The sequence below is a fragment of the Pseudomonas sp. BT-42-2 genome, from assembly GCF_025847435.2.
Lineage (GTDB): Bacteria > Pseudomonadota > Gammaproteobacteria > Pseudomonadales > Pseudomonadaceae > Aquipseudomonas > Aquipseudomonas urmiensis.
Genome location: NZ_JAOYTM010000022.1, coordinates 22439 through 45549 on the forward strand (window position 1 = coordinate 22439; position 23111 = coordinate 45549).

19 protein-coding genes and 2 tRNA genes are annotated in these 23111 nt (G+C 60.0%); 17 read left to right on the top strand and 4 right to left on the bottom strand.

Features of this window, described 5'->3' with window-relative positions; translation table 11 throughout:
- Window positions 1–78 precede the first annotated feature (78 nt).
- The 16 genes from rlmE (at window position 79) to OIU19_RS22885 (ending at window position 16069) form a co-directional block, all read left to right on the top strand.
- Complete coding sequence (gene rlmE / locus OIU19_RS22810) at window positions 79–705, top strand: 23S rRNA (uridine(2552)-2'-O)-methyltransferase RlmE (RefSeq protein ID WP_186556498.1); 627 nt, start codon at window positions 79–81, stop codon at window positions 703–705.
- Between the two features lie 204 nt (window positions 706–909).
- Window positions 910–2817, top strand: coding sequence for an ATP-dependent zinc metalloprotease FtsH (gene ftsH / locus OIU19_RS22815; protein WP_186556497.1), 1908 nt, complete (start codon window positions 910–912; stop codon window positions 2815–2817).
- Between the two features lie 8 nt (window positions 2818–2825).
- Window positions 2826–3677, top strand: coding sequence for a dihydropteroate synthase (gene folP, locus OIU19_RS22820; protein ID WP_186556496.1), 852 nt, complete (start codon window positions 2826–2828; stop codon window positions 3675–3677).
- Between the two features lie 16 nt (window positions 3678–3693).
- Window positions 3694–5034, top strand: coding sequence for a phosphoglucosamine mutase (gene glmM / locus OIU19_RS22825; RefSeq protein ID WP_186556495.1), 1341 nt, complete (start codon window positions 3694–3696; stop codon window positions 5032–5034).
- A gap of 66 nt (window positions 5035–5100) precedes the next feature.
- Window positions 5101–5856, top strand: coding sequence for a triose-phosphate isomerase (gene tpiA, locus OIU19_RS22830; RefSeq protein ID WP_264236911.1), 756 nt, complete (start codon window positions 5101–5103; stop codon window positions 5854–5856).
- Window positions 5857–5860: 4 nt separating this feature from the next.
- On the top strand, window positions 5861–6253 hold the full coding sequence (gene secG / locus OIU19_RS22835) for a preprotein translocase subunit SecG (RefSeq protein ID WP_264236912.1): 393 nt from the start codon (window positions 5861–5863) through the stop codon (window positions 6251–6253).
- Window positions 6254–6273: 20 nt separating this feature from the next.
- A tRNA-Leu gene (locus tag OIU19_RS22840) sits at window positions 6274–6359 on the top strand.
- Window positions 6360–6457: 98 nt separating this feature from the next.
- Window positions 6458–6534: transfer RNA gene (locus tag OIU19_RS22845), tRNA-Met, on the top strand.
- A gap of 130 nt (window positions 6535–6664) precedes the next feature.
- Complete coding sequence (gene rimP / locus OIU19_RS22850; RefSeq protein WP_186556492.1) at window positions 6665–7123, top strand: ribosome maturation factor RimP; 459 nt, start codon at window positions 6665–6667, stop codon at window positions 7121–7123.
- A 59-nt stretch (window positions 7124–7182) separates the two neighbouring features.
- Window positions 7183–8664, top strand: coding sequence for a transcription termination factor NusA (gene nusA, locus OIU19_RS22855; RefSeq protein ID WP_264236913.1), 1482 nt, complete (start codon window positions 7183–7185; stop codon window positions 8662–8664).
- A gap of 27 nt (window positions 8665–8691) precedes the next feature.
- Window positions 8692–11220 carry a translation initiation factor IF-2 gene (gene infB, locus OIU19_RS22860; protein ID WP_186556490.1) on the top strand — a complete coding sequence of 843 codons (2529 nt, stop codon included), beginning with the start codon at window positions 8692–8694 and terminating at the stop codon, window positions 11218–11220.
- A 117-nt stretch (window positions 11221–11337) separates the two neighbouring features.
- A complete protein-coding gene (gene rbfA / locus OIU19_RS22865) occupies window positions 11338–11739 on the top strand; it encodes a 30S ribosome-binding factor RbfA (RefSeq protein ID WP_186556489.1) in 402 nt (133 codons plus the stop codon).
- A gap of 3 nt (window positions 11740–11742) precedes the next feature.
- Window positions 11743–12660, top strand: coding sequence for a tRNA pseudouridine(55) synthase TruB (truB, locus tag OIU19_RS22870; RefSeq protein ID WP_264236915.1), 918 nt, complete (start codon window positions 11743–11745; stop codon window positions 12658–12660).
- Between the two features lie 148 nt (window positions 12661–12808).
- Entirely contained in the window at window positions 12809–13078 is a 270-nt protein-coding gene (gene rpsO, locus OIU19_RS22875) for a 30S ribosomal protein S15 (protein WP_009404303.1), read from the top strand.
- 249 nt (window positions 13079–13327) lie between these two features.
- Window positions 13328–15433, top strand: coding sequence for a polyribonucleotide nucleotidyltransferase (pnp, locus tag OIU19_RS22880; protein WP_264236917.1), 2106 nt, complete (start codon window positions 13328–13330; stop codon window positions 15431–15433).
- Between the two features lie 285 nt (window positions 15434–15718).
- Window positions 15719–16069 carry a BON domain-containing protein gene (locus tag OIU19_RS22885; RefSeq protein WP_264236918.1) on the top strand — a complete coding sequence of 117 codons (351 nt, stop codon included), beginning with the start codon at window positions 15719–15721 and terminating at the stop codon, window positions 16067–16069.
- 84 nt (window positions 16070–16153) lie between these two features.
- Here the strand turns inward: OIU19_RS22885 and OIU19_RS22890 are convergent, their stop codons facing one another.
- Window positions 16154–16456, bottom strand: coding sequence for a putative quinol monooxygenase (locus OIU19_RS22890; protein WP_264236920.1), 303 nt, complete (start codon window positions 16454–16456; stop codon window positions 16154–16156).
- Between the two features lie 60 nt (window positions 16457–16516).
- On the opposite strand from OIU19_RS22890, the gene OIU19_RS22895 reads away from it, so the two are divergent.
- Entirely contained in the window at window positions 16517–16930 is a 414-nt protein-coding gene (locus tag OIU19_RS22895) for a VOC family protein (RefSeq protein ID WP_264236921.1), read from the top strand.
- A 183-nt stretch (window positions 16931–17113) separates the two neighbouring features.
- Here the strand turns inward: OIU19_RS22895 and OIU19_RS22900 are convergent, their stop codons facing one another.
- The 3 genes from OIU19_RS22900 to acs all read right to left on the bottom strand — a co-directional run bounded on the left by OIU19_RS22900 (window position 17114) and on the right by acs (window position 22975).
- A complete protein-coding gene (locus tag OIU19_RS22900) occupies window positions 17114–20050 on the bottom strand; it encodes a DUF748 domain-containing protein (RefSeq protein WP_264236922.1) in 2937 nt (978 codons plus the stop codon).
- A gap of 78 nt (window positions 20051–20128) precedes the next feature.
- Entirely contained in the window at window positions 20129–20998 is an 870-nt protein-coding gene (locus OIU19_RS22905) for an oxygenase MpaB family protein (RefSeq protein ID WP_264236924.1), read from the bottom strand.
- A gap of 39 nt (window positions 20999–21037) precedes the next feature.
- The gene (gene acs / locus OIU19_RS22910) at window positions 21038–22975 is read right to left on the bottom strand and encodes an acetate--CoA ligase (RefSeq protein WP_264236926.1); all 1938 of its coding nucleotides are present in this window, start codon (window positions 22973–22975) and stop codon (window positions 21038–21040) included.
- Window positions 22976–23111: the final 136 nt, after the last annotated feature.

Below are 23111 nucleotides of genomic sequence, written 5' to 3' on the forward strand. Positions count from 1 at the left end.
TGTAAAATTGGTAGCCATTTTACCCGAGGGCCTGTGGCTCCGCCCAGTCAATCACGACGCTAATCATCGAGGTGCCCCGTGGTACAGCGTTCTAAAAGCAGCCATAACTGGCTGAGAGAGCATTTCAACGATCCTTTCGTCAAGCAGGCGCAGAAGGATGGCTATCGCTCGCGTGCGAGCTACAAACTGCTGGAGATCCAGGAAAAGGACAAGTTGATCCGTCCTGGCATGAGCGTAATCGACCTGGGCGCGGCCCCGGGTGGCTGGTCGCAGGTGACCAGTCGTCTGATTGGTGGCCAAGGTCGGCTGATCGCCTCCGACATCCTGGAAATGGACTCGATCCCGGATGTGACCTTCATTCAGGGCGACTTCACCGAGGACGCGGTGCTGCAAAGCATCCTTGAAGCGGTCGGCAATTCACACGTGGACCTTGTGATTTCCGATATGGCCCCCAATATGAGTGGTACGCCTGAGGTGGACATGCCGCGTGCCATGTTCCTCTGTGAGTTGGCACTGGACCTGGCGACCCGGGTTCTGCGTCCAGGCGGAGATTTCCTGATCAAGATCTTCCAGGGTGAAGGTTTTGATGTGTACCTCAAGGACGTGCGCAGCAAGTTCGACAAGGTGCAGATGCGCAAGCCGTCCTCCTCGCGGGATCGATCCCGTGAGCAATATCTGCTCGGCAGGGGCTTCAAAGGGGCGTGAGAAGGCACTTCGCGTGGTGGGTGATAGTTAATTCCAATCAGCCGCCGCGTCAGGATTGTCCGAACTTCGTGTAGTCTAGGTTTCACAAAGGGTTACAGACGGCACCTGCGGATGCGTGGGTAATGTAGTAAGTTAGGGCGGTGAATATCATGCGAGGCACGGCTGCGTCGTGCGCCGACCTCAGAGGGTAGCTAATTGAACGACATGGCAAAGAATTTGATCCTGTGGTTGATCATCGCGGCCGTCCTGGTGACGGTGATGAACAACTTCTCCAGCCCGAACGAGCCGCAAACCCTCAACTACTCTGACTTCATCCAGCAGGTCAAAGACGGTAAGGTCGAGCGAGTCACGGTCGACGGCGCCGTCATTACCGGCAAGCGCACCGATGGCGACAACTTCAAGACCGTACGTCCGGCCATTGCCGACAACGGCCTGATTGGCGACCTGGTCAACAACAACGTTGTTGTCGAAGGTAAGCAGCCTGAGCAGCAAAGCATCTGGACCCAACTGCTGGTAGCCAGCTTCCCGATCCTGGTGATCATCGCGGTGTTCATGTTCTTCATGCGCCAGATGCAGGGCGGTGCGGGCGGCAAGGGCGGGCCGATGAGCTTTGGCAAGAGCAAGGCGCGCCTGCTTTCCGAAGACCAGGTCAAGACTACCCTGGCTGACGTCGCCGGTTGCGACGAGGCCAAGGAAGAAGTTGGCGAGCTGGTCGAGTTCCTGCGTGATCCGGGCAAATTCCAGCGCTTGGGCGGTCGTATCCCGCGTGGCGTGCTGATGGTTGGCCCACCAGGTACCGGTAAGACCCTGCTGGCCAAGGCCATCGCCGGTGAAGCGAAGGTGCCGTTCTTCACCATTTCCGGTTCCGACTTCGTCGAAATGTTCGTGGGTGTTGGTGCAAGCCGCGTCCGTGACATGTTCGAGCAAGCCAAGAAGCACGCGCCGTGCATCATCTTCATCGATGAAATCGACGCCGTCGGTCGCCACCGTGGCGCCGGCATGGGCGGCGGTCACGACGAGCGCGAGCAGACCCTCAACCAGTTGCTGGTCGAGATGGATGGCTTCGAGATGAACGATGGCATCATCGTTATCGCTGCCACCAACCGTCCAGACGTGCTCGACCCGGCGCTGCTGCGTCCTGGTCGCTTCGACCGCCAGGTGGTGGTGGGGCTGCCGGATATCCGTGGTCGCGAACAAATTCTCAAAGTGCATATGCGCAAGGTGCCGATTGGCGAGAACGTCAACCCTGCCGTTATTGCACGTGGTACTCCGGGCTTTTCCGGTGCCGACCTGGCCAACCTGGTCAACGAAGCGTCGCTGTTCGCTGCTCGTTCGAGCAAGCGGGTAGTTGAAATGAAGGAGTTCGAGCTGGCCAAAGACAAGATCATGATGGGCGCCGAGCGCAAATCCATGGTCATGTCCGAGAAAGAAAAGCAGAACACCGCTTACCACGAAGCAGGTCACGCCATCGTTGGTCGTGTCGTGCCTGAGCATGACCCGGTCTACAAGGTCTCGATCATTCCGCGCGGCCGTGCGCTGGGTGTGACCATGTTCCTGCCTGAGGAAGACCGTTACAGCCTGTCCAAGCGTGCGCTGATCAGCCAGATCTGCTCGCTCTACGGCGGTCGTATCGCCGAAGAAATGACCCTGGGCTTCGATGGCGTCACCACCGGTGCCTCCAACGACATCATGCGTGCCAGCCAGATTGCGCGGAACATGGTCACCAAGTGGGGCCTGTCCGAGAAGCTGGGGCCGCTGATGTATGCCGAGGAAGAAGGCGAGGTGTTCCTGGGTCGCAGTGCAGGTTCCCAGCACGCCAGCGTGTCGGGCGAAACCGCCAAGCTGATCGACTCCGAGGTACGTAGCATCATCGACCAGTGCTATGCCACGGCCAAGCAGATCCTCACCGAGAACCGCGACAAGCTTGACGCAATGGCCGAGGCCCTGATGAAGTACGAAACCATCGATGCCGACCAGATCGACGACATCATGGCCGGTCGTACACCACGCGAGCCTCGTGACTGGGATAACGATGCCGGCACCTCCGGCAACCAGGCTTCCCAGGGTGATCGACCGGAGTCGCCGATCGGCGGTCCTGCGGCTCAACACTAAGGGTTATCATGACCTCACAGCTGTACCCGACCCGGTTGCCTTGCGGCAACCGGGTTCTTGATTTGTCCCGTACCCATGTCATGGGTATCCTCAATATCACCCCTGATTCCTTCTCCGACGGTGGCCGGTTCAGCCAGCGCGACGAAGCCCTGCGCCATGCCGAAGCCATGGTCGCGGCAGGTGCGACCTTGATCGACATCGGCGGCGAGTCCACTCGTCCAGGTGCCCGGGCAGTGTCTGTCACCGAGGAGCTCGAGCGCGTGGCGCCGATGGTCGAGGCGATCAACAGTCGCCTGGATGTGGTTATCTCGGTCGATACCTCTACCCCGGCAGTGATGCGCGAGTCGGCCCGTCTGGGCGCTGGCCTGATCAACGACGTGCGCGCGCTGGAGCGTGATGGCGCGTTGGACGCCGCCGCGGCGACCGGCTTGCCGGTGTGCTTGATGCACATGCGCGGTGACCCGGATAACATGCAGGACAACCCCCACTACGACGATGTCACCGTCGACGTGACGCGCTATCTTGAACAGCGTATGGCGGCCTGCGTGGCGGCCGGAATCAGCGCCGAGCAGATCGTCCTCGACCCGGGCTTTGGTTTTGCCAAGACCCTCGAGCACAACCTGAGCCTGTTCAAGCACATGGAGGCGCTCTATCGCCTCGGTCGCCCGCTGTTGGTGGGCGTGTCGCGCAAGAGCATGATCGGCCTGACCCTGGATCGTCCGGTCGGTGAACGGTTGTATGGCAGCTTGGCCTTGGCAGCCCTGGCCATGACCAAGGGTGCAAGCATCCTGCGTGTGCACGATGTGGCTGAGACCGTCGACGTGGTGCGCATGATCGCCGCCGTGCAGAACGCCGAATAAGAACACTGGAGTTCCTATGAGCAGAAAATACTTTGGTACCGATGGTATCCGTGGCCGCGTTGGCGAATATCCGATTACTCCGGATTTCATGCTCAAGCTGGGCTGGGCGGCAGGCATGGCCTTCCGCAAGCAGGGTGCTTGCCGAGTGTTGGTGGGCAAGGACACGCGGATTTCTGGCTACATGTTCGAATCTGCGCTGGAGGCTGGTTTGTCTGCGGCCGGTGCCGATGTGATGTTGCTCGGGCCGATGCCCACTCCGGCGATCGCCTACCTGACACGTACTTTCCACGCCGAGGCGGGGATCGTTATCAGTGCTTCGCACAATCCTCATGATGACAACGGCATCAAGTTCTTCTCCGGTCAGGGCACCAAGTTGCCCGACGAAGTCGAGATGATGATCGAGGAGCTCCTCGACCAGCCGATGAATGTGGTCGAATCGAGCAAGCTGGGCAAAGTTTCCCGGATCAACGATGCCGCGGGACGCTACATCGAGTTCTGCAAGAGCAGTGTCCCGAGCAGCACCAGCTTCGAAGGTCTGAAGCTGGTGATCGATTGTGCTCACGGTGCTACCTACAAGGTCGCGCCAAGCGTGTTTCGCGAGTTGGGCGCCGATGTCACGGTGCTGCATGCACAGCCCGATGGCCTGAACATCAACCTGAACTGTGGCTCGACCCATATCGAGTCGCTGCAGGCTGCGGTGTTGGTCGGTCATGCCGATTTGGGCATCGCCTTCGATGGTGATGGCGATCGGGTGCTGATGGTTGACCATACCGGCGCTATCGTCGACGGCGACGAACTGCTGTTCATCATTGCCAGGGACCTGCAGGAGCGCGACAAGCTGCAGGGTGGGGTGGTGGGTACCCTGATGAGCAACTTGGGCCTGGAACTGGCCTTCAAGGAGCTTGATATCCCCTTCGTGCGCGCCAAGGTCGGCGACCGCTACGTGATGGCCGAGTTGATCGAGCGTGAGTGGATCCTCGGTGGGGAAAACTCCGGGCACGTGGTGTGCTGTAACCACACCAGCACCGGTGATGCGATCATTGCCGCGCTGCAGGTGCTGATGGCGCTCAAGCGTCGTGGCGAGAACCTGGCCCAGGCGCGTCAGGCGGTGCGCAAGTGCCCTCAGGTGCTGATCAATGTGCGCTATGGTGCCGGGGCCGACGATCCGCTGGAAAACCCTGCGGTGAAAGAAGCCAGTGCCAAGGCCACCGAGGCGATGGCCGGTCGCGGTCGGGTGCTGCTGCGCAAGTCCGGCACCGAGCCGCTGGTGCGGGTGATGGTCGAAGGCGATGATGAGCATCAAGTCCGTGGCCATGCCGAAGCCTTGGCCAAGCTGGTTGCCGAAGTTTGTGCGTGAAAGACCCTTGCCAGCGCAGTTCGGGTTGGGTAAGATCTGCGCCCACTTTGACCGACGAGGTAAAGCATGCGTCGCCCCATGGTAGCTGGTAACTGGAAGATGCACGGTACCCGCGCCAGCGTCGCTGAGCTGACCCAGGGCTTGAGCAATCTGTCCCTGCCGAGCGGTGTAGAAGTTGCGGTTTTTCCTCCCGCCTTGTTCATCAATCACGTGATTGATGGGTTGGCTGGTAAAGGAATTATCGTTGGAGCACAGAATTCTGCTGTACAGTCCGAACAGGGCGCGCTGACCGGCGAAGTTGCACCGAGTCAGTTAGCTGAAGTGGGTTGCAAGTTGGTGCTGGTCGGGCACTCTGAGCGTCGCCAAATCATTGGTGAAAGCGATGAAGTGCTCAACCGCAAGTTTGCAGCCGCTCAGGCAAGTGGTTTAACGCCAGTGCTCTGTGTAGGGGAAACCCTCGAAGAGCGTGAGGCAGGCAAGACGCTCGAAGTTGTAGGGCGTCAACTAAGCAGTATCATCGATGAGTTCGGTGTTAAGGCTTTTGCCAATGCTGTAATCGCCTATGAGCCTGTATGGGCCATTGGTACGGGTTTGACGGCCTCGCCTCAACAAGCTCAGGATGTGCATGCTGCCATCCGTAAGCAGTTGGCGGCAGAGAACGCCGAAGTTGCCGAGCATGTGCAGCTTCTCTACGGCGGCAGCGTGAAGGCGGCCAATGCGGCCGAACTGTTCGGCATGCCGGATATCGATGGGGGGCTCATTGGTGGAGCGTCCCTGAACGCAGACGAATTCGGTGCAATTTGTCGCGCCGCAGGAAACTGAACAAATGATGGAAACAGTCGTAGTTGTTTTTCATCTGTTGGCTGCACTGGCACTGGTAGTGCTGGTATTGCTGCAACAGGGTAAAGGTGCGGAAGCAGGTGCATCTTTCGGCGCAGGTGCTTCTAATACTGTGTTCGGAAGTCAAGGTTCTGCTACCTTCCTGAGTAAATTTACTGCTATACTCGCTGCCACTTTCTTTTTAACTGCACTTGGGTTAGGATACTTCGCGAAAGAGCAAGCTCACCAGCTGACTCAAGCAGGTCTGCCAGATCCAGCAGTTTTGGAAGTTAAAGAGCAGAAGCCGGCAGTAAATGATGATGTACCGGTGCTCCAGGAGCAGAAGAGCGAAACCACCAACACTGGTGATGTACCTCCTCCGAGCCAAGAGCAGAAGTAACGGGTTTCAGAAGTAGTATTGCCGAGGTGGTGGAATTGGTAGACACGCAACCTTGAGGTGGTTGTGCCCATAGGGTGTAGGGGTTCGAGTCCCCTTCTCGGTACCAATTGAAGCAAGAGAGCCCGCTTTAGCGGGCTTTCTTGTAGGTGGAGGTCGGATTGACCCAGTAGCGGGTTCAGTCTTATACTTTCGCCCCAGCTTTGTCGCGGGGTGGAGCAGCTTGGTAGCTCGTCGGGCTCATAACCCGAAGGTCGTTGGTTCAAATCCAGCCCCCGCAACCAGCTTCAGCGGAGCCCCTTTTCAGGGGCTTTTTGCTAGCCGAACAGTTTTAGGCGTCGTTGTCCAACGGCGCTTTCAGGGATGGGCGCTTTGCCCATTTTTTATTTGCACAGCATGCACGAGGGGGTTCAGGTGTCGAGCAAGCTAGAACAGTTGCAGGCCTTGTTGGCCCCGGTTGTCGAGGGTCTGGGCTATCAGTGCTGGGGGATCGAGTTCATCTCCCAGGGCAAGCATTCGGTGCTGCGTATCTACATCGACAAGGAAGGCGGAATCCTGGTGGACGACTGCGAAGCAGTCAGCCGACAGGCCAGCGCGATCCTCGATGTGGAAGATCCGATTACTTCCGAATACACCCTTGAAGTGTCCTCTCCTGGCATGGATCGCCCGCTGTTCACGCTCGAACAGTTTGCCTCGCATGCCGGCGAGCAAGTGAAGATCAAGCTGCGTTCACCCTTCGAGGGTCGTCGTAACTTCCAGGGCCTTCTCCGCGGCGTGGAGGAGCAGGATGTGGTCGTCCAGGTAGACGATCAAGAGTTCCTGTTGCCGATCGACTCGATCGACAAGGCCAATATTATTCCCAGTTTTGACTGAGACGTGCCGGACCCGGCGGACTATCCGGGCCCAATGGCTTGCGCAAGGCGAGGCGTACGATGAGCAAAGAAGTACTGCTGGTTGTTGAATCGGTATCCAACGAAAAGGGTGTACCGCCCGGCGTCATTTTCGAGGCGCTGGAAGTGGCTCTGGCCACTGCAACCAAAAAACGTTTTGAGGACGAAGTCGACCTGCGTGTGGAAATCAACCGCCACACCGGTAGCTACGAGACCTTCCGTCGCTGGACCGTGGTCGACGAAGCCGATCTTGATGATCCGGCGATCGAGACCTGGCTGGACAAGATTCGCGATACCCACCCTGAAGCCAAGGTCGGTGACGTGATCGAAGAGAAGATCGAGTCTATCGAATTCGGTCGTATCGCCGCTCAGACCGCCAAGCAGGTCATCGTGCAGAAGGTCCGCGAGGCCGAGCGTGCGCAAGTGGTCGACGCTTACCGCGAACGTGTTGGCGAGATCATCTCCGGTACCGTGAAGAAGGTCACCCGCGACAACGTCATCGTCGACCTGGGCAACAACGCCGAGGCGTTGCTGGCTCGCGAAGACATCATTCCACGCGAGACTTTCCGAGTTGGCGTGCGCCTGCGTGCGCTGCTCAAGGAAATCCGCACCGAGAACCGCGGTCCGCAGCTGATCCTGTCGCGTACCGCGCCGCAGATGCTGATCGAACTGTTCCGCATCGAAGTGCCGGAAATCGCCGAAGGCCTCATCGAGGTCATGGCCGCTTCCCGTGATCCGGGTTCGCGCGCCAAGATCGCCGTTCGCTCCAAGGACAAACGCATCGACCCGCAAGGCGCCTGCATCGGCATGCGTGGTTCGCGTGTCCAGGCGGTGTCCGGCGAGTTGGGCGGTGAGCGTGTGGATATCGTCCTATGGGACGAGAACCCCGCGCAATTTGTCATCAACGCCATGTCGCCGGCTGAAGTCGCGGCGATCATCGTTGATGAGGATGCCCACGCCATGGATATCGCCGTGGCCGAGGACAACCTGGCCCAGGCCATCGGTCGTGGTGGTCAGAACGTTCGCCTGGCAAGCCAGCTCACCGGCTGGACCCTGAACGTGATGACCGAGAAGGACATCCAGGCCAAGCAGCAAGCCGAGACTGGCGACATCCTGCGCAACTTCATCGACGAGCTGGAAGTCGACGAAGAACTCGCCCAGGTGCTGGTCGACGAAGGCTTCACCAGCCTGGAAGAAATTGCCTACGTACCGTTGGAAGAAATGCTCAACATCGATGGCTTCGACGAGGATATCGTCAACGAGCTGCGCGCTCGTGCCAAGGACCGCCTGTTGACCAAAGCCATCGCTACCGAGGAAAAACTGGCAGACGCCCATCCGGCCGAAGACCTGCTCTCGCTTGAGGGCATGGACAAGGACCTGGCGGCCGAACTGGCGGTGCGCGGCGTGGTTACCCGCGAAGACCTGGCCGAGCAGTCGATTGACGACCTGCTCGACATCGACGGCATCGACGAAGAGCGTGCCGGCAAGTTGATCATGGCCGCCCGAGCCCACTGGTTCGAGTAATTAGGCGCGGCCTGAGGAGAGAAGTGCATGACGCAAGTCACGGTGAAAGAATTGGCCCAAGAGGTCGCTGCACCGGTTGAGCGCCTGCTGCAGCAGATGCGTGAGGCAGGTCTGCCGCACACCGACGCCGGTCAGGTAGTGACCGACAATGAGAAGCAGGCTTTGCTGGCTCATCTGAAGAGCAGCCACAAGGCAAAAGTGGAAGAGCCACGCAAGATCACCTTGCAGCGCAAAACCACCAGCACCCTGCGTGTCGCCGGTAGCAAGAGCATCAGCGTAGAAGTACGCAAGAAGAAAGTTTTCGTTCAGCGCAGCCCGGAAGAGATCCAGGCTGAGCAGAACCGCGAGCTGGAAGAGCGCCGCGCCGCTGAAAACGCTGCACGCGACAAGGCTAACGCCGAAGCGCGTCAGCGCGCCGAGGAGCAATCCCGTCGCGAAGCGCCACAAGCCGCTGTTGCCAGCAAGCCTGAGGCCGCGCCTGCCGCTGCCCCGGTGGCTGCTGCCCCAGCTGCGGCCCAGGAGCCTGTGAGCGAAGAAGCCGCAGTCCGCGCAGCCGAGCGCAAGAAAGAAGAAGCGCGTCGCACCGAAAACCGCACCCGCGATGAAGATCGTCGTGGTGGTCGTGGCGAAGCGCCGCGCGTCTCGATCAAGGTCAAGGTCAAGGAGAAAGAAAAAGCTCCGACGCCTCGTGCCGCTCCGCGTACCACCGAAGAAGAAAGCGATGGCTTCCGTCGCGGTGGCCGTGGCAAGGGCAAGCTGAAAAAGCGCAACGCGCATGGCTTCCAGAGCCCGACCGGTCCAGTCATCCGTGACGTGACCATCGGCGAGACCATCACGGTTTCCGACCTGGCCAACCAGATGTCCGTCAAGGGCGCTGAAGTGGTCAAGTTCATGTTCAAGATGGGTACTCCGGTCACCATCAACCAGGTGCTCGATCAGGAGACCGCTCAGCTGGTCGCCGAAGAGCTCGGCCACAAGGTCACCCTGGTCAGCGACACTGCCCTGGAAGATTCCCTGGCCGAATCGCTGAAGTTCGAAGGTGAGAGCGTACCGCGTGCTCCGGTAGTGACCGTCATGGGTCACGTTGACCACGGTAAGACCTCGCTGCTCGACTACATCCGTCGTGCCAAGGTTGCCGCTGGCGAAGCCGGTGGTATCACCCAGCACATCGGTGCCTACCACGTCGAAACCGACCGCGGTATGGTCACTTTCCTCGACACCCCAGGTCACGCTGCGTTTACCCAGATGCGTGCCCGTGGTGCCAAGGCGACCGACATCGTCATCCTGGTGGTGGCGGCGGACGACGGCGTAATGCCGCAAACCCGCGAAGCCGTTCAGCATGCCAAGGCAGCTGGCGTTCCGCTGGTCGTTGCAGTGAACAAGATCGACAAGCCGGGTGCCGACCTCGATCGCATTCGTAACGAGCTGTCCGTCGAGGGCGTGACCTCCGAGGACTGGGGTGGCGACACTCCATTCGTCAAGGTTTCGGCGAAGATGGGTACCGGTGTCGACGAGCTGCTCGAAGCCGTACTGCTGCAAGCCGAGATCCTCGAGCTCAAGGCCACCCCAACCGCGCCTGGCCGTGGTGTCGTGGTCGAATCGCGCCTGGACAAGGGCCGCGGCCCAGTTGCCACCATCCTGGTTCAGGACGGTACGCTGCGTCAGGGCGACATGGTCCTGTGCGGTTCGAACTATGGCCGCGTTCGCGCCATGCTCGACGAGAACGGCAAGCCTGTGAAAGAAGCCGGTCCGGCCATTCCAGTCGAGATCCTCGGCCTGGACGGCACGCCGGAAGCCGGTGACGAGCTGTCGGTAGTGGCTGACGAGAAGAAGGCCCGTGAGGTCGCTCTGTTCCGTCAAGGCAAATACCGTGAGGTCAAGCTGGCCCGTGCTCACGCTGGCAAGCTGGAAAACATCTTCGAGACCATGGGTCAAGAAGAGAAGAAGACCCTCAACATCGTCCTCAAGACCGATGTTCGTGGTTCTCTCGAAGCGCTGCAGGGCTCGCTCGGCGGCCTGGGCAACGACGAAGTGCAGGTGCGCGTGATTGGTGGTGGCGTCGGTGGTATCACCGAGAGCGACGCCAACCTGGCCCTGGCGTCCAACGCGGTGCTGTTCGGCTTCAACGTGCGTGCCGATGCCGGTGCACGCAAGATCGTCGAGCAGGAAGGTCTGGATATGCGTTACTACAACGTGATCTACGACATCATCGAAGACGTCAAGAAAGCCCTGACCGGCATGCTCGGCAGCGATGTTCGCGAGAACATCCTGGGTGTCGCCGAAGTGCGTGACGTGTTCCGTTCGCCGAAGTTCGGCGCCATCGCTGGCTGTATGGTCATCGAGGGTACCGTTCACCGCAACCGTCCGATCCGCGTACTGCGCGAGGACGTGGTGATATTCGAAGGCGAGCTGGAATCGCTGCGTCGCTTCAAGGACGACGCGGCCGAAGTCCGCTCGGGCATGGAGTGCGGTATTGGCGTCAAGAGCTACAACGACGTCAAGGTCGGCGACAAGATCGAAGTCTTCGAGAAAGTCCAGGTGGCTCGTACCCTGTAAGGGTCGAGCTGGCAGAAGCCCCGCCCCAGGGCGGTTGGCAACGCCTCTGCAGGTAGCGCCCGGTCCGGCTTCAAGCCTGGCCGGGCGTTTGCCGCTTTAAGTTACAGGTAGCAAAGAATGGCAAAAGAATATAGCCGTACCCAACGCATTGGCGATCAGATGCAGCGTGAGCTGGCCGAGCTGATCCGCCGTGAAGTCAAAGACCCGCGCGTCGGCCTGGTGACCATCACCGCCGTCGACGTCAGCCGTGACCTGGGCCATGCCAAGGTGTTCATCACGGTCATGGGCCAGGAAGATGCCCCCGACGCGATCAAGCAGTCGGTCAAGGCGCTGAACAGCGCCGCCAGCTTCCTGCGCCTGCACCTGGGGCGCTCGATGCAACTGCGCAGCGTGCCGCAATTGCATTTCCATTTCGATGAAAGCGTCAGCCGCGGTGTGCACCTGTCGGCACTGATCGAGCGTGCAGTGGCTGAAGACCGTCTGCATCAGGGTTCCAACGAGCCGGACACCAAGGAGTAACGGGTGGCCCAGGTCAAACGAATCCGCCGCAACGTTAGCGGCATCATCCTGCTCGACAAGCCATTGGGGTTCACCTCCAACGCCGCCTTGCAGAAGGTCCGCTGGTTGCTCAATGCCGAGAAGGCCGGCCATACCGGCAGTCTCGATCCCCTGGCCACCGGCGTGTTGCCGCTGTGCTTCGGTGAAGCGACCAAGTTCTCCCAATACCTGCTCGATTCCGATAAAGGTTACGAGACGGTCATGCAGTTGGGGCAGACTACCAATACCGCCGATGCCGAAGGCGAAGTCTTGCAGACTCGCGAGGTGACCGTTGGTCGCGCCGATATCGAGGCCTTGCTGCCACGTTTTCGCGGCCCGATCAGCCAGATCCCGCCGATGTACTCGGCGCTCAAGCGTGACGGTCAACCGTTGTACAAATTGGCCCGTGCAGGAGAGGTAGTGGAGCGCGAGGCGCGTTCTGTTACTATTAACCGCTTGGAGCTGCTCGAGTGCGAAGGCACCCGTGCGCGCCTGTCGGTTGGTTGCAGCAAAGGCACCTATATCCGCACCCTGGTGGAGGATATCGGTGAGGCGCTGGGCTGTGGTGCCTATGTCGCCGAACTGCGTCGAACCCAGGCTGGCCCCTTCGAGTTGGCACAGACCGTGACCCTCGAGGAGCTCGAACAAGCCCATGCCGAAGGTGGCAATGAAGCGCTCGATCGCTTCCTGATGCCGTCTGACAGCGGGTTGCAGGACTGGCCGCTGGTGCACCTATCCGAGCACAGTGCGTTCTACTGGCTGCATGGCCAGGCAGTACGTGCGCCGGATGCGCCGCAGTTCGGCATGGTCCGGGTACAAGATCACAATGGTCGCTTCATCGGTATCGGTGAAGTGAGCGAAGACGGGCGCATTGCGCCGCGTCGTTTGATTCGGTCGGAATGACCGATACCAGCTGCGAAGGCCTCGGCTGACACAGGTGGATACGAGGATGGCTGTCAGTAGGCACGGTCACACCTCTTTTTATTAATACAGGGTTCGTCCCTGGCCTATTGGACCCCGCTTGCGGGATCCGTTTATCTGGAGATGCCAAATGGCCCTCAGCGTTGAAGAAAAAGCTCAAATCGTTGCCGACTATCAGCAAGCCGCCGGCGACACCGGTAGCCCGGAAGTGCAGGTTGCTCTGCTGACCGCCAACATCAACAAACTGCAAGGCCACTTCAAGGCCAACGGTAAAGACCACCACTCGCGTCGTGGCCTGATCCGTATGGTTAACCAGCGTCGTAAGCTGCTGGACTACCTGAAGGGCAAAGACACCACTCGTTACAGCGCCCTGATCGGTCGTCTGGGTCTGCGTCGCTAATAGCGGCCTGGCCAGTGGTGTGCATGGCGTGTCGCATTCTTCGGCAGTGCTGCTTGGCAGCGCTACCGTCGGACACGCTACGCGTATCTTCGAGGTTGGCAGCCTGGCATCGCTGAGCGGTTTATCCGCTCAGTAGCCAGGCTCCCAGCCTCGATTTGTATCTGGACGGTCAATGGGGCCGATTCCCCGTTCTGCCCAAGAATTCGTAAGAAACCAGTTCCCCCAGAGCCACTGAAAAGGTAGGAAACCGTGAACCCGGTAATCAAGAAATTCCAGTTCGGTCAATCGACCGTTACGCTCGAAACCGGCCGCATTGCCCGTCAGGCATCCGGCGCCGTGCTCGTCACCGTCGACAACGACGTCACCGTGCTGGTGACCGTGGTCGGTGCCAAGCAAGCTGATCCAGGCAAGGGCTTCTTCCCGCTGTCTGTTCACTACCAGGAAAAAACCTACGCCGCGGGCAAGATCCCAGGTGGTTTCTTCAAGCGTGAAGGCCGTCCTTCCGAGAAAGAGACCCTGACTTCGCGCCTGATCGACCGTCCGATCCGTCCGCTGTTCCCAGAAGGCTTCATGAACGAAGTGCAGGTTGTCTGCACCGTCGTTTCCACCAGCAAGAAGACCGATCCGGACATCGCTGCGATGATCGGTACCTCGGCTGCCCTGGCGATCTCCGGCATTCCATTCGAAGGCCCGATCGGCGCCGCCCGTGTTGCTTTCCATGAGAGCACCGGCTATCTGCTCAACCCAACCTACGAGCAACTGGCCGCTTCGAGCCTGGATATGGTCGTCGCCGGTACTGCCGACGCCGTCTTGATGGTTGAATCGGAAGCCAAAGAGCTGACCGAAGACCAGATGCTGGGCGCTGTGCTGTTCGCTCACGATGAATTCCAGGCCGTTATCCAGGCTGTCAAAGAGCTGGCTGCCGAAGCTGCCAAGCCGACCTGGGACTGGAAACCTGCCGTTGCCAACACCGAACTGCTCAACGCTATCCGCGCTGAGTTCGGCGACGCTATTTCCCAGGGCTACACCATCACCGTCAAGGCCGACCGTTACGCGCGCCTGGGCGAGCTGCGCGATCAAGCGATCGCCAAGTTCTCCGGCGAAGAAGGCCAGCCTTCTGCCGCCGAAGTCAAAGAGATCTTCGGTGAGATCGAGTACCGCACCGTTCGCGAAAACATCGTTAACGGCAAGCCACGTATCGACGGTCGCGACACCAAGACTGTACGTCCGCTGAACATCGAAGTCGGCGTTCTGCCAAAGACTCACGGTTCGGCCCTGTTCACCCGTGGCGAAACCCAGGCCCTGGTCGTTGCGACCCTGGGTACTGCCCGTGACGCCCAGCTGCTGGACACCCTCGAAGGCGAGAAGAAAGACCCCTTCATGCTGCACTACAACTTCCCACCGTTCTCGGTAGGTGAGTGTGGTCGTATGGGCGGTGCTGGCCGTCGCGAAATCGGCCACGGCCGTCTGGCTCGTCGTTCGGTTCAGGCCATGCTGCCTGCTGCTGACGTGTTCCCGTACACCATCCGTGTCGTTTCGGAAATCACCGAATCCAACGGCTCGAGCTCCATGGCTTCGGTCTGCGGCGCTTCGCTGGCCCTGATGGACGCTGGTGTACCGATGAAGGCGCCGGTTGCCGGTATCGCCATGGGTCTGGTCAAGGAAGGCGAGAAGTTCGCCATCCTCACCGACATCCTCGGTGACGAAGACCACCTGGGCGACATGGACTTCAAGGTAGCCGGTACCGCCAAAGGTGTTACCGCGCTGCAGATGGACATCAAGATCAACGGCATCACCGAAGAGATCATGGAAATCGCCCTGGGCCAGGCCCTGGAAGCGCGCCTGAACATCCTCGGCCAGATGAACCAGATCATCGGTCAATCGCGTACCGAGCTGTCGGCCAACGCTCCGACCATGATCGCGATGAAGATCGACACCGACAAGATCCGCGACGTGATCGGCAAAGGTGGCGCGACCATCCGTGCCATCTGCGAAGAGACCAAGGCTTCGATCGATATCGAAGACGACGGCTCGATCAAGATCTTCGGCGAAACCAAGGAAGCGGCTGAAGCAGCACGCCAGCGCGTTCTGGGTATCACCGCTGAGGCCGAGATCGGCAAGATCTACGTGGGTAAAGTTGAGCGCATCGTCGACTTCGGCGCGTTCGTCAACATCCTGCCTGGCAAAGACGGCCTGGTGCACATCTCGATGCTCAGCGATGCGCGTGTCGAGAAAGTCACCGACGTGCTCAAAGAAGGTCAGGAAGTTGAAGTACTGGTACTGGACGTGGACAACCGCGGCCGTATCAAGCTGTCGATCAAAGACGTTGCCGCGGCCAAGGCTTCGGGCGTTTAACAGCACAGCTGTAGCGTAAGAAAAGGACCCTTCGGGGTCCTTTTTTTTGGCCTGGGTTTTACCGCTGGTTCTCTGGCAACAAACCCTTGGTGTACTTGCATCTTGCACGCAGGTTTATCCCGCTACATGCAAAATGCACGATAGCTACTCCTGAGTAAAAATCTTAATCTATTGATTTATAACGATTTTATTGAATATAAAAACCTGGCACAGCCCCTGCAATAGTATCTTCACCTGACGCCAAAAGACCTGGCGCAGACCTTTCGAACAACAGGAGTGTCTCGTATGAAGAAGTTCGCCATTGCTGCCGCTGCTGCAACCGCTCTGACCCTGACCATGGCTAACGCGGCCTTTGCCCAGCAGCCAACCCAGGCGCCTATGATGCTGGCGGCTGGTGAAGTCACCAAGGCCAAGGAAGAGACCAAGGACACCTGGATCACCACCAAGGTGAAAGCTGATCTGCTGACTGAAAAAGGCATTCCAGGCAGTGACATCAAGGTCGAGACCAACAAAGGGGTTGTTTCGCTGTCCTCGGACGTCGCTATCACCGAAGCCCAGAAAACTACCGCTGTTGACATCGCCAAGAAAATCAAAGGCGTTCAAGCCGTTTCGGCTGACGGCCTGAAAGCCGAATAAGGATTGTCCCGACGGCCACAAGGATTTGGCCACCCACACAAAAACCCCGGCTCAGGCCGGGGTTTTTATTTGCCTGGGGGACTTTCAACTCACCGGGTTACGCGCCACCACGTCACTTTCGAAACACGCCTGATCGACAATCAACGGCTCTACCAGTGGGCGGCTATCGCGAAAGTGCGCAGTCTGCGTGTGCGCTTCATAAGCGGCGTCGTCGCGATAAATCTCGTAGAGATAGATCACATCTGGGTCGAGGCGATCCTGGGATACGTCGAACACCAGGCAGCCAGGTTCAGTCGCCACGGAAGCAGCGGCGTTGGCTGTGATTGCGCTCAGGAAAGCATCGGCGCTGCCGGGTTTGACACGGGTCTTGATGAACAGGCTGTACACAGGACGTCCTTTTTGTTTTAAATTCTGTTTTGAATTGTATACAAAAATGGAGCCCTGCCAATGTCCGAATTACCTGCACGCCCTGGTCGACTCAACGGTCTACGCCACATTGCCCTGTTGGTACCCAATCTGGAGGAGTGCGAGCGCTTTTATGTCGATGTACTCGGTATGGAAGTGCTGCACCGAGCCAACGAAGACCTGATTTATCTCACTTGCGGCAACGACAACCTATCGCTGGGGCGTGGCGCTGGGGCTGCCAACGGGCTGCAGACCTTGGACCACTACGGGTTCATTGTCGACAGCGTGGAAGAGTTGGACGCCTGGTACCAGTATTTCAAAGCGCATGGGGTCACCCTGCTGGACAGGCCTTTCAATCATGGCGATGGCGCGCGCAGTTTCCATTTACTCGATCCTGCGGGCAATAAAGTGCAGCCGCTGTATCACCCGGCAGTATCGGGGCAGCGGTTGGTCTAGGCGGGGGGGGCAGTTGCAGGGTTGCGATTTGAGTTGGCTGTTTTGGGGCTGCTTTGCAGCCCTTCGCGGGCAAGCCCGCTCCTACAGGGACCGCGCCGCTCTGTAGATGCGGGCTTGGTGGAGCAGCGGGACGCCGCGAAGGGCTGCCCAGCAGCCCCAAAACAGACGATACAAGCTTGAGAGCTACTCAGCGTCTAGATGCATCGGCGTGATCACCCGCCCATCGCTCTCGGCTTTACCCAGGGTGGTATCGATGAAGTACACCCGGTCATCCTCAAGCTTGCCCTTGTCCACCAGGTAATCCTTGATAGTGCCGGCGCGCTCCTGGCCCAATTGACGCAGCAGCGCAGCGCTTTCCGCCCACGACTTGATCACCGCTTCGCGCAGCTTGGCCGTACGTTCATCGCGGCTCAGTTCCTGCCATTCGCCCGGGGGCTGCTGTTTCAAGCGCGTGCGGTAGATGCCTTCGAGCATGGCCGGCTTGTCGCTGTCATCTACCACCAACATGGAGGCGTTGGCCGGCACCTTGTCACCGCGGCGCTGGAGGATCTTGTACCAAGTAGCCTGGTACTCGCGCTCCAGACGCTGTTCGGCGATCAGGGGGCCGTCGCTGGTCTGGGCGCTGGTGCCTTCGATTTCCAGGCGCAGTTCCGGGCGCTCTTTAAGGGCGGAGGCCAGCTTGTCCAGGGCCGACTGCGCGTCGCCACTCAGGTCGCTGGAACCTGGAGCAAAGGCCACGGTGCCGAGGTCTTCCGAGCCACCGCCGGCGACCAGCCCACCAATGAACTTGAACGGCGCCTGGGCTGCACGCAGCACCAGGTTGCGTAGGGTCTGCCAGACGATTGGCATGACGCTGAACTGGGGATTATTAAGGTCGCCGGTGACCGGCAGCTCGATCGAGATCTTGCCTTCGGTATCCTTGAGCAGCGCCACCGCCAGGCGGATCGGCAGATCCACGGCATCCGGGCTGTCGACTTTCTCACCCAGTTGCAACTGCTCGACCACCACTTTGTTCTCGGCTTTGAGCTGGCCGTTGGTGATCAGGTAGTGCAGGTCGAGGTTCAGCCGCCCCTTGCGGATGCGGAAACCTGCGAACTTGCCGGAGTAGGGCGTCAGGGTGGTCAGCTCGACCCGTTTGAAGCTGGTAGCGATGTCCAGGCTGGCCATCGGGTTGAATGGATTGAGCGCACCTTTGATGGTGACCGGGGCATAACGGTCGACCTTGCCCTTGATGTCGACTTTCGCCGGAGCCGGCTTGCGGTTGTCGATGGTGCCAACCTGGCCATTGAGCTGCTGCACCGCCGTGGCGAAGTTGGGGGTCAGGGTCAGGTCGGCGAAATTCGCCGAGCCATCGTTGATGTCGATCTGCCCGATATGAATACCCAGCGGCTTGTCGTTATTGGCCGCTGCCGGCTTGGATTGGGCTGTGCTCGCGCTACCGGCCGGTTGAGGAATCAACAGGTCATCGACGTTGGTGGTGCGATCTTCGTTGATGATGAAGCGCGCATACGGCTGCAGCAGATTGACCTTGTCGATCGACAGGGCATCACCATGCACATAGGACAGACCGTCGAGGTTCAGTTGCTGCCATTTGACGAAGTCGCGGTTCTTGATCGTATCGAGGGTGTGCAGTTGGTTGACCTGGGCTTTGCCGCCGACGCTGAAGGCCAGCGGCTCGGTGCTCTTGAGGTCGACCTTGAGGTTGCTCGAGAGCATGCCACTGCGCAGTTCCAGGCGAATGAACGGGCTGATGTAGGCCTGGGCCACCCGCAGGTCGATATCGCTGGTAGTGACATCGAGCTTGGCCGTTACCGGTGCCAGGTTGACTTGGCCTGCGGCCTGCAGCTTGCCTTGCTTGCCGACGCCAGTGTCGAGCTTGAGGGTGAAGGGCGACTTGTTGAGGCTGTCGAAACCCTGCAGGTCAACATTGAGCGGACCGACGTCCAACGCTACCGGCTCTTTCTGGCTGCGGTCAGCCAGGTGAATCATGTAGTTGCGCGCCTGTACATCCTTGAGCAACACCTGCCAAGGCTTGCTCGGCTCTGCCGCGGCTTTTTCCTCGCTGCTGGGTTCAGCAGCAGCAGGCTCGGCTTTTTCTTTTGGACTGGCCTTGGCCGGCTGGCTGGCGAATAACTTCTGCCAGTCGAGCTGGCCATCTTTTTCCAGTGCTGCCCAGGTTTCCAGTTTCTCACTACGGATTTTGCCGACGGTGACCAACTGCTTGGCCAGGTCGATAGAGGTGTCGCTGACCTCAAGGTTCGCCAGGCGGGCCAATGGGCGGCCGTCCGGGGCCTTGATGGCGAACGGGGCGATGCGCACCGAGGTGTTGTCCAGCAACAGCTCGGTTTCCTTCGCCAGGTTGAGCTTGTAGTGGGTGTCGAGGCTGATTACGCCGTCTTCCAGGACCAACGGCACAGCATCGCGCACATAAGGCCACCAGGCTTTCATTTTGCCGTCGGTGATCTTCAGGGTGCCTTCGGAGGCGATCGGGGTCAGACTCAAGGTGCCTTTCCAGTCGATGCGGCCACCGGCCGGGCCATTGGCGACCAGGCTCATGTCGGCGTTGTCCTCGGGCAGGGTGCTGAGGTTCTTCAACTCAAGGTTCATCGAGTCGTAAAGAAATTCGATTGGCTCGCTCGGACGCAAATCCTTGAAGTGCAAGTAGCCTTCGTTGAGCTTGATGCTGCCAATGCGCAGCGGGAAAGGATCACTCGCCGGCTCTTCGGCTTTCGGCTCGCTGGGCGGCACTTTGAACAGCTGGGTGAGGTTGAGGCTGCCGTCTTTGGCGAACAGCACTTCGCTGCGCGCCTTGTCCAGCTCCACTGCATCCAGGTGCAGCGCGCCGCTCCACAGGCTGTCGAGCGAGAGGTTGGCGTAAAGGCGTTCGAAGCCGACCTGCTCTTTACCCGGCTCGCCAATCTGCAAGCCCCAAAGCGTCAGTTCAAGGCTGAAGGGGTTGAGCTCGATACGCGTCAATTGGGCCGGCACCGTGGCGTACTTGGCCAACTGCTGGTTGGCAATACGCAGGCCGACGCCGGGGAGAATGAGGAAGCCGAGCAGGCTATACAGGGCCACGAGGGCCAGCAAGGCGCCGATGGCGCGAGTCAATCCTTTGGGCATGTGCAGCTTCGTCTATCCAAGCGGGAGTGCTTGGAGTATGGCACGTTAAATCGGTTCCGCAGAACCAGCCAAATTACCTTAGTCGATGCCCATGCGCCGCCTGGCCCGATGCGCCGAGCTATCACGCATGGCCCAGCGCAAGACCGGCGCGGTGCGGGCAATGCCCAGGCGGATCATGCGACTGCGCAATTGCCCCTGGTGCAGACCGAGCATGTCCCGGCCCCAGTCCGGCAGCAGGTCGATGCCCGCTTGCAGCATGAGTTTGCCCACAGGCTCAGCCAGGCGGCTGGGGGCAGGGGCCTCAAGCAGAATGCTCACTACCTCAAGGCTACGGGCGTCGCATTGCAGGTGCGGGCGCATGCGTTGCAGGTAGTCGTCGATCTGCTGGCAGGAGCGAGGCACGTTGCGTGCGCCAAGGCGCTCGGCGATCAGTGCGATCTCATCGTAATAAGCGTCCTGGTCGGCGCGCGACAGATGGGGGTTGCGGTAACGCAGGTGCGCGGCAAGAAAACTGCTGACTTCGGCCACATGCACCCAGGTCAGCAGGTCGGGATCACTGGCGGCATACGGGCGGCCATCGGCAGCGGTGCCGACCACTTGCAGGTGGATGGTGCGCACCTTGTCGATCAACCATTGGGCATCGCGGGTCGAGCCAAAGGTGGTGCCGGAGATGAACTGGCTGGTGCGGCGCAAGCGACCCAGCAAGTCCTGACGAAAGTTGGAGTGATCCCACACCCCGGCCAACGCCAGCGGATGCAGCAGTTGCAGCATCAGCGCACTAATGCCGCCAACCAGCATGCTGGGGAAGTCGCCATGCACCTGCCAACTGATGCTCTTTGGTCCAAACAAGCCAGGATCGCCTTTGGGCGATTCCAGGTCGAGCTGGCCGAGGGCCAGCCCGGTGAGGCTCATGACCTGGGTTTCGATACGACGGCGTAAGGCTTCCATGGCGACCTGCTGTTGGGGGCAGCCCGCCATGGGCCGCCGTCATTGGTTGAGGCGTTTGTCGATCAAGCCCTGGACCACGCTGGGGTCGGCCAAGGTCGAAGTATCGCCCAGGTTGTCCAGCTCGTTGCAGGCGATCTTGCGCAGTATACGCCGCATGATCTTGCCCGAACGTGTCTTGGGCAGGGCCGGCGCCCACTGGATCAGCTCGGGCTTGGCGAAGCTGCCGATCTCCTTGCTGACCAGTGCCAGTAGTTCAGCCTTGAGAGCATCGTCAGGGTTCACCCCATTCATCGGCGTGACAAAGGCGTAGATGCCTTGACCCTTGAGGTCGTGAGGGTAACCGACCACCGCTGCCTCGGCGATGCTGTCGTGTAGCACCAGCGCGCTTTCCACCTCGGCAGTGCCGATGCGGTGGCCAGAGACATTGATCACATCGTCGACCCGCCCGGTGATCCAGTAGTCGCCATCGGCGTCGCGGCGGGCGCCGTCACCTGTGAAGTAGTAGCCGGGCAGCGGTTTGAAATAAGTGTCGACCATGCGCTGATGATCGCCGTACACACTGCGAATCTGTCCAGGCCAGCTGGCCTTGATCGCCAGCAGCCCAGCGCCTGCGCCCTCGATCAGCTTGCCCTGGTCGTCCAGCAGCACCGGCTGCACTCCAAACAGCGGCTGAGTGGCGCAGCCTGGCTTGAGCTGCGGGTTGCCTGGTAGCGGGCTGAGCATGATGCCGCCGGTTTCGGTCTGCCACCAGGTATCGACGATCGGGCAGCGCTTCTGCCCAACCTCCTCGAAGTACCACTCCCAGGCTTCCGGGTTGATCGGCTCGCCGACGCTGCCAAGTAGCCGCAGGCTTTGCCGCGAGGTGCTTTGCAGTGGGCCTGAGCCTTCGCGCATCAGCGCGCGCAGGGCGGTTGGCGCGGTGTAGAAGATGTTCACCTGGTGTTTGTCGACCACCTGCCAGAACCGCGAGGTGTCCGGGTAGTTGGGCACGCCCTCGAACATCAGCGAGATCGCCCCATTGGCCAATGGGCCGTAGACGATATAGCTGTGGCCAGTGACCCAGCCGACATCGGCGGTGCACCAGAACACCTCGCCTTCACGGTAATCGAACACCACCTTGAAGGTCAGCGTGGCTTGCAGCAGGTAACCGCCGGTAGTGTGCAGCACGCCCTTGGGTTTGCCGGTGCTGCCGGAGGTGTACAGGATGAATAGCGGGTCTTCAGCTGCCATTGGCTCGGGCGGGCAGTCGTCGCCAGCCAGTTCGGTCGCGTTGTGGTACCAGAGGTCGCGGTTGTTGTCCCAGGCGACTTCGCCACCGGTGCGCCGCACCACGAACACGCTGCTGACGTTGGGGCAACTGGCCAGGGCCTTGTCGACGTTTTGTTTGAGCGCGATGCGTTTGCCACCACGTACGCCTTCGTCGGCGGTGATCACGGTGCGGCAATCGGCATCGAGGATGCGGTCGCGCAGGGCGTCGGGGGAGAAGCCGCCGAAGACCACCGAGTGAATCGCGCCGATGCGAGCGCAGGCGAGCATGGCGTAGGCAGCTTCAGGGATCATCGGCATATAGATGCATACCCGATCGCCTTTTTTCACGCCGCGGGCCTTGAGCGCGTTGGCCAGGCGGCAGACTTGCCGGTGCAGTTCGCGGTAGCTGATGGCTTTCGAGTCTTGCGGATCGTCACCTTCCCAAAGCAGTGCGGTCTGCTTGCCGCGCGTGGCCAAGTGACGGTCGATGCAGTTGTAGCTGACATTCAATTGGCCACCGTCGAACCAGCGCGCCTCGCCGGTTTTCAGGTCCGACTGCTGCACGCTGGTCCAGGGCTTGATCCAATCCAGGCGTAGTGTGGCCTGCTCGGCCCAGAAGCTGTCTGGGTCGTCTACCGACTGACGGTAGAGGCGTTGGTAATCGTCCACAGTCAGCTGCGCGGACTGGCTGACGGCCAAGGCGGTGGGGTATTTGCTGAGATCGAACATGGCGGGTTGTCCTGCTCTTGTCGTGGCAATCATTCGATGGACAGTGTAGTCAGCGAACGTGTTCCACGAATTGGGCAGGGCAGAAACCATCGCGAGGCAAGCCTGCCCCCACGCCCCTCAAGGCTGCGTGAGAGCG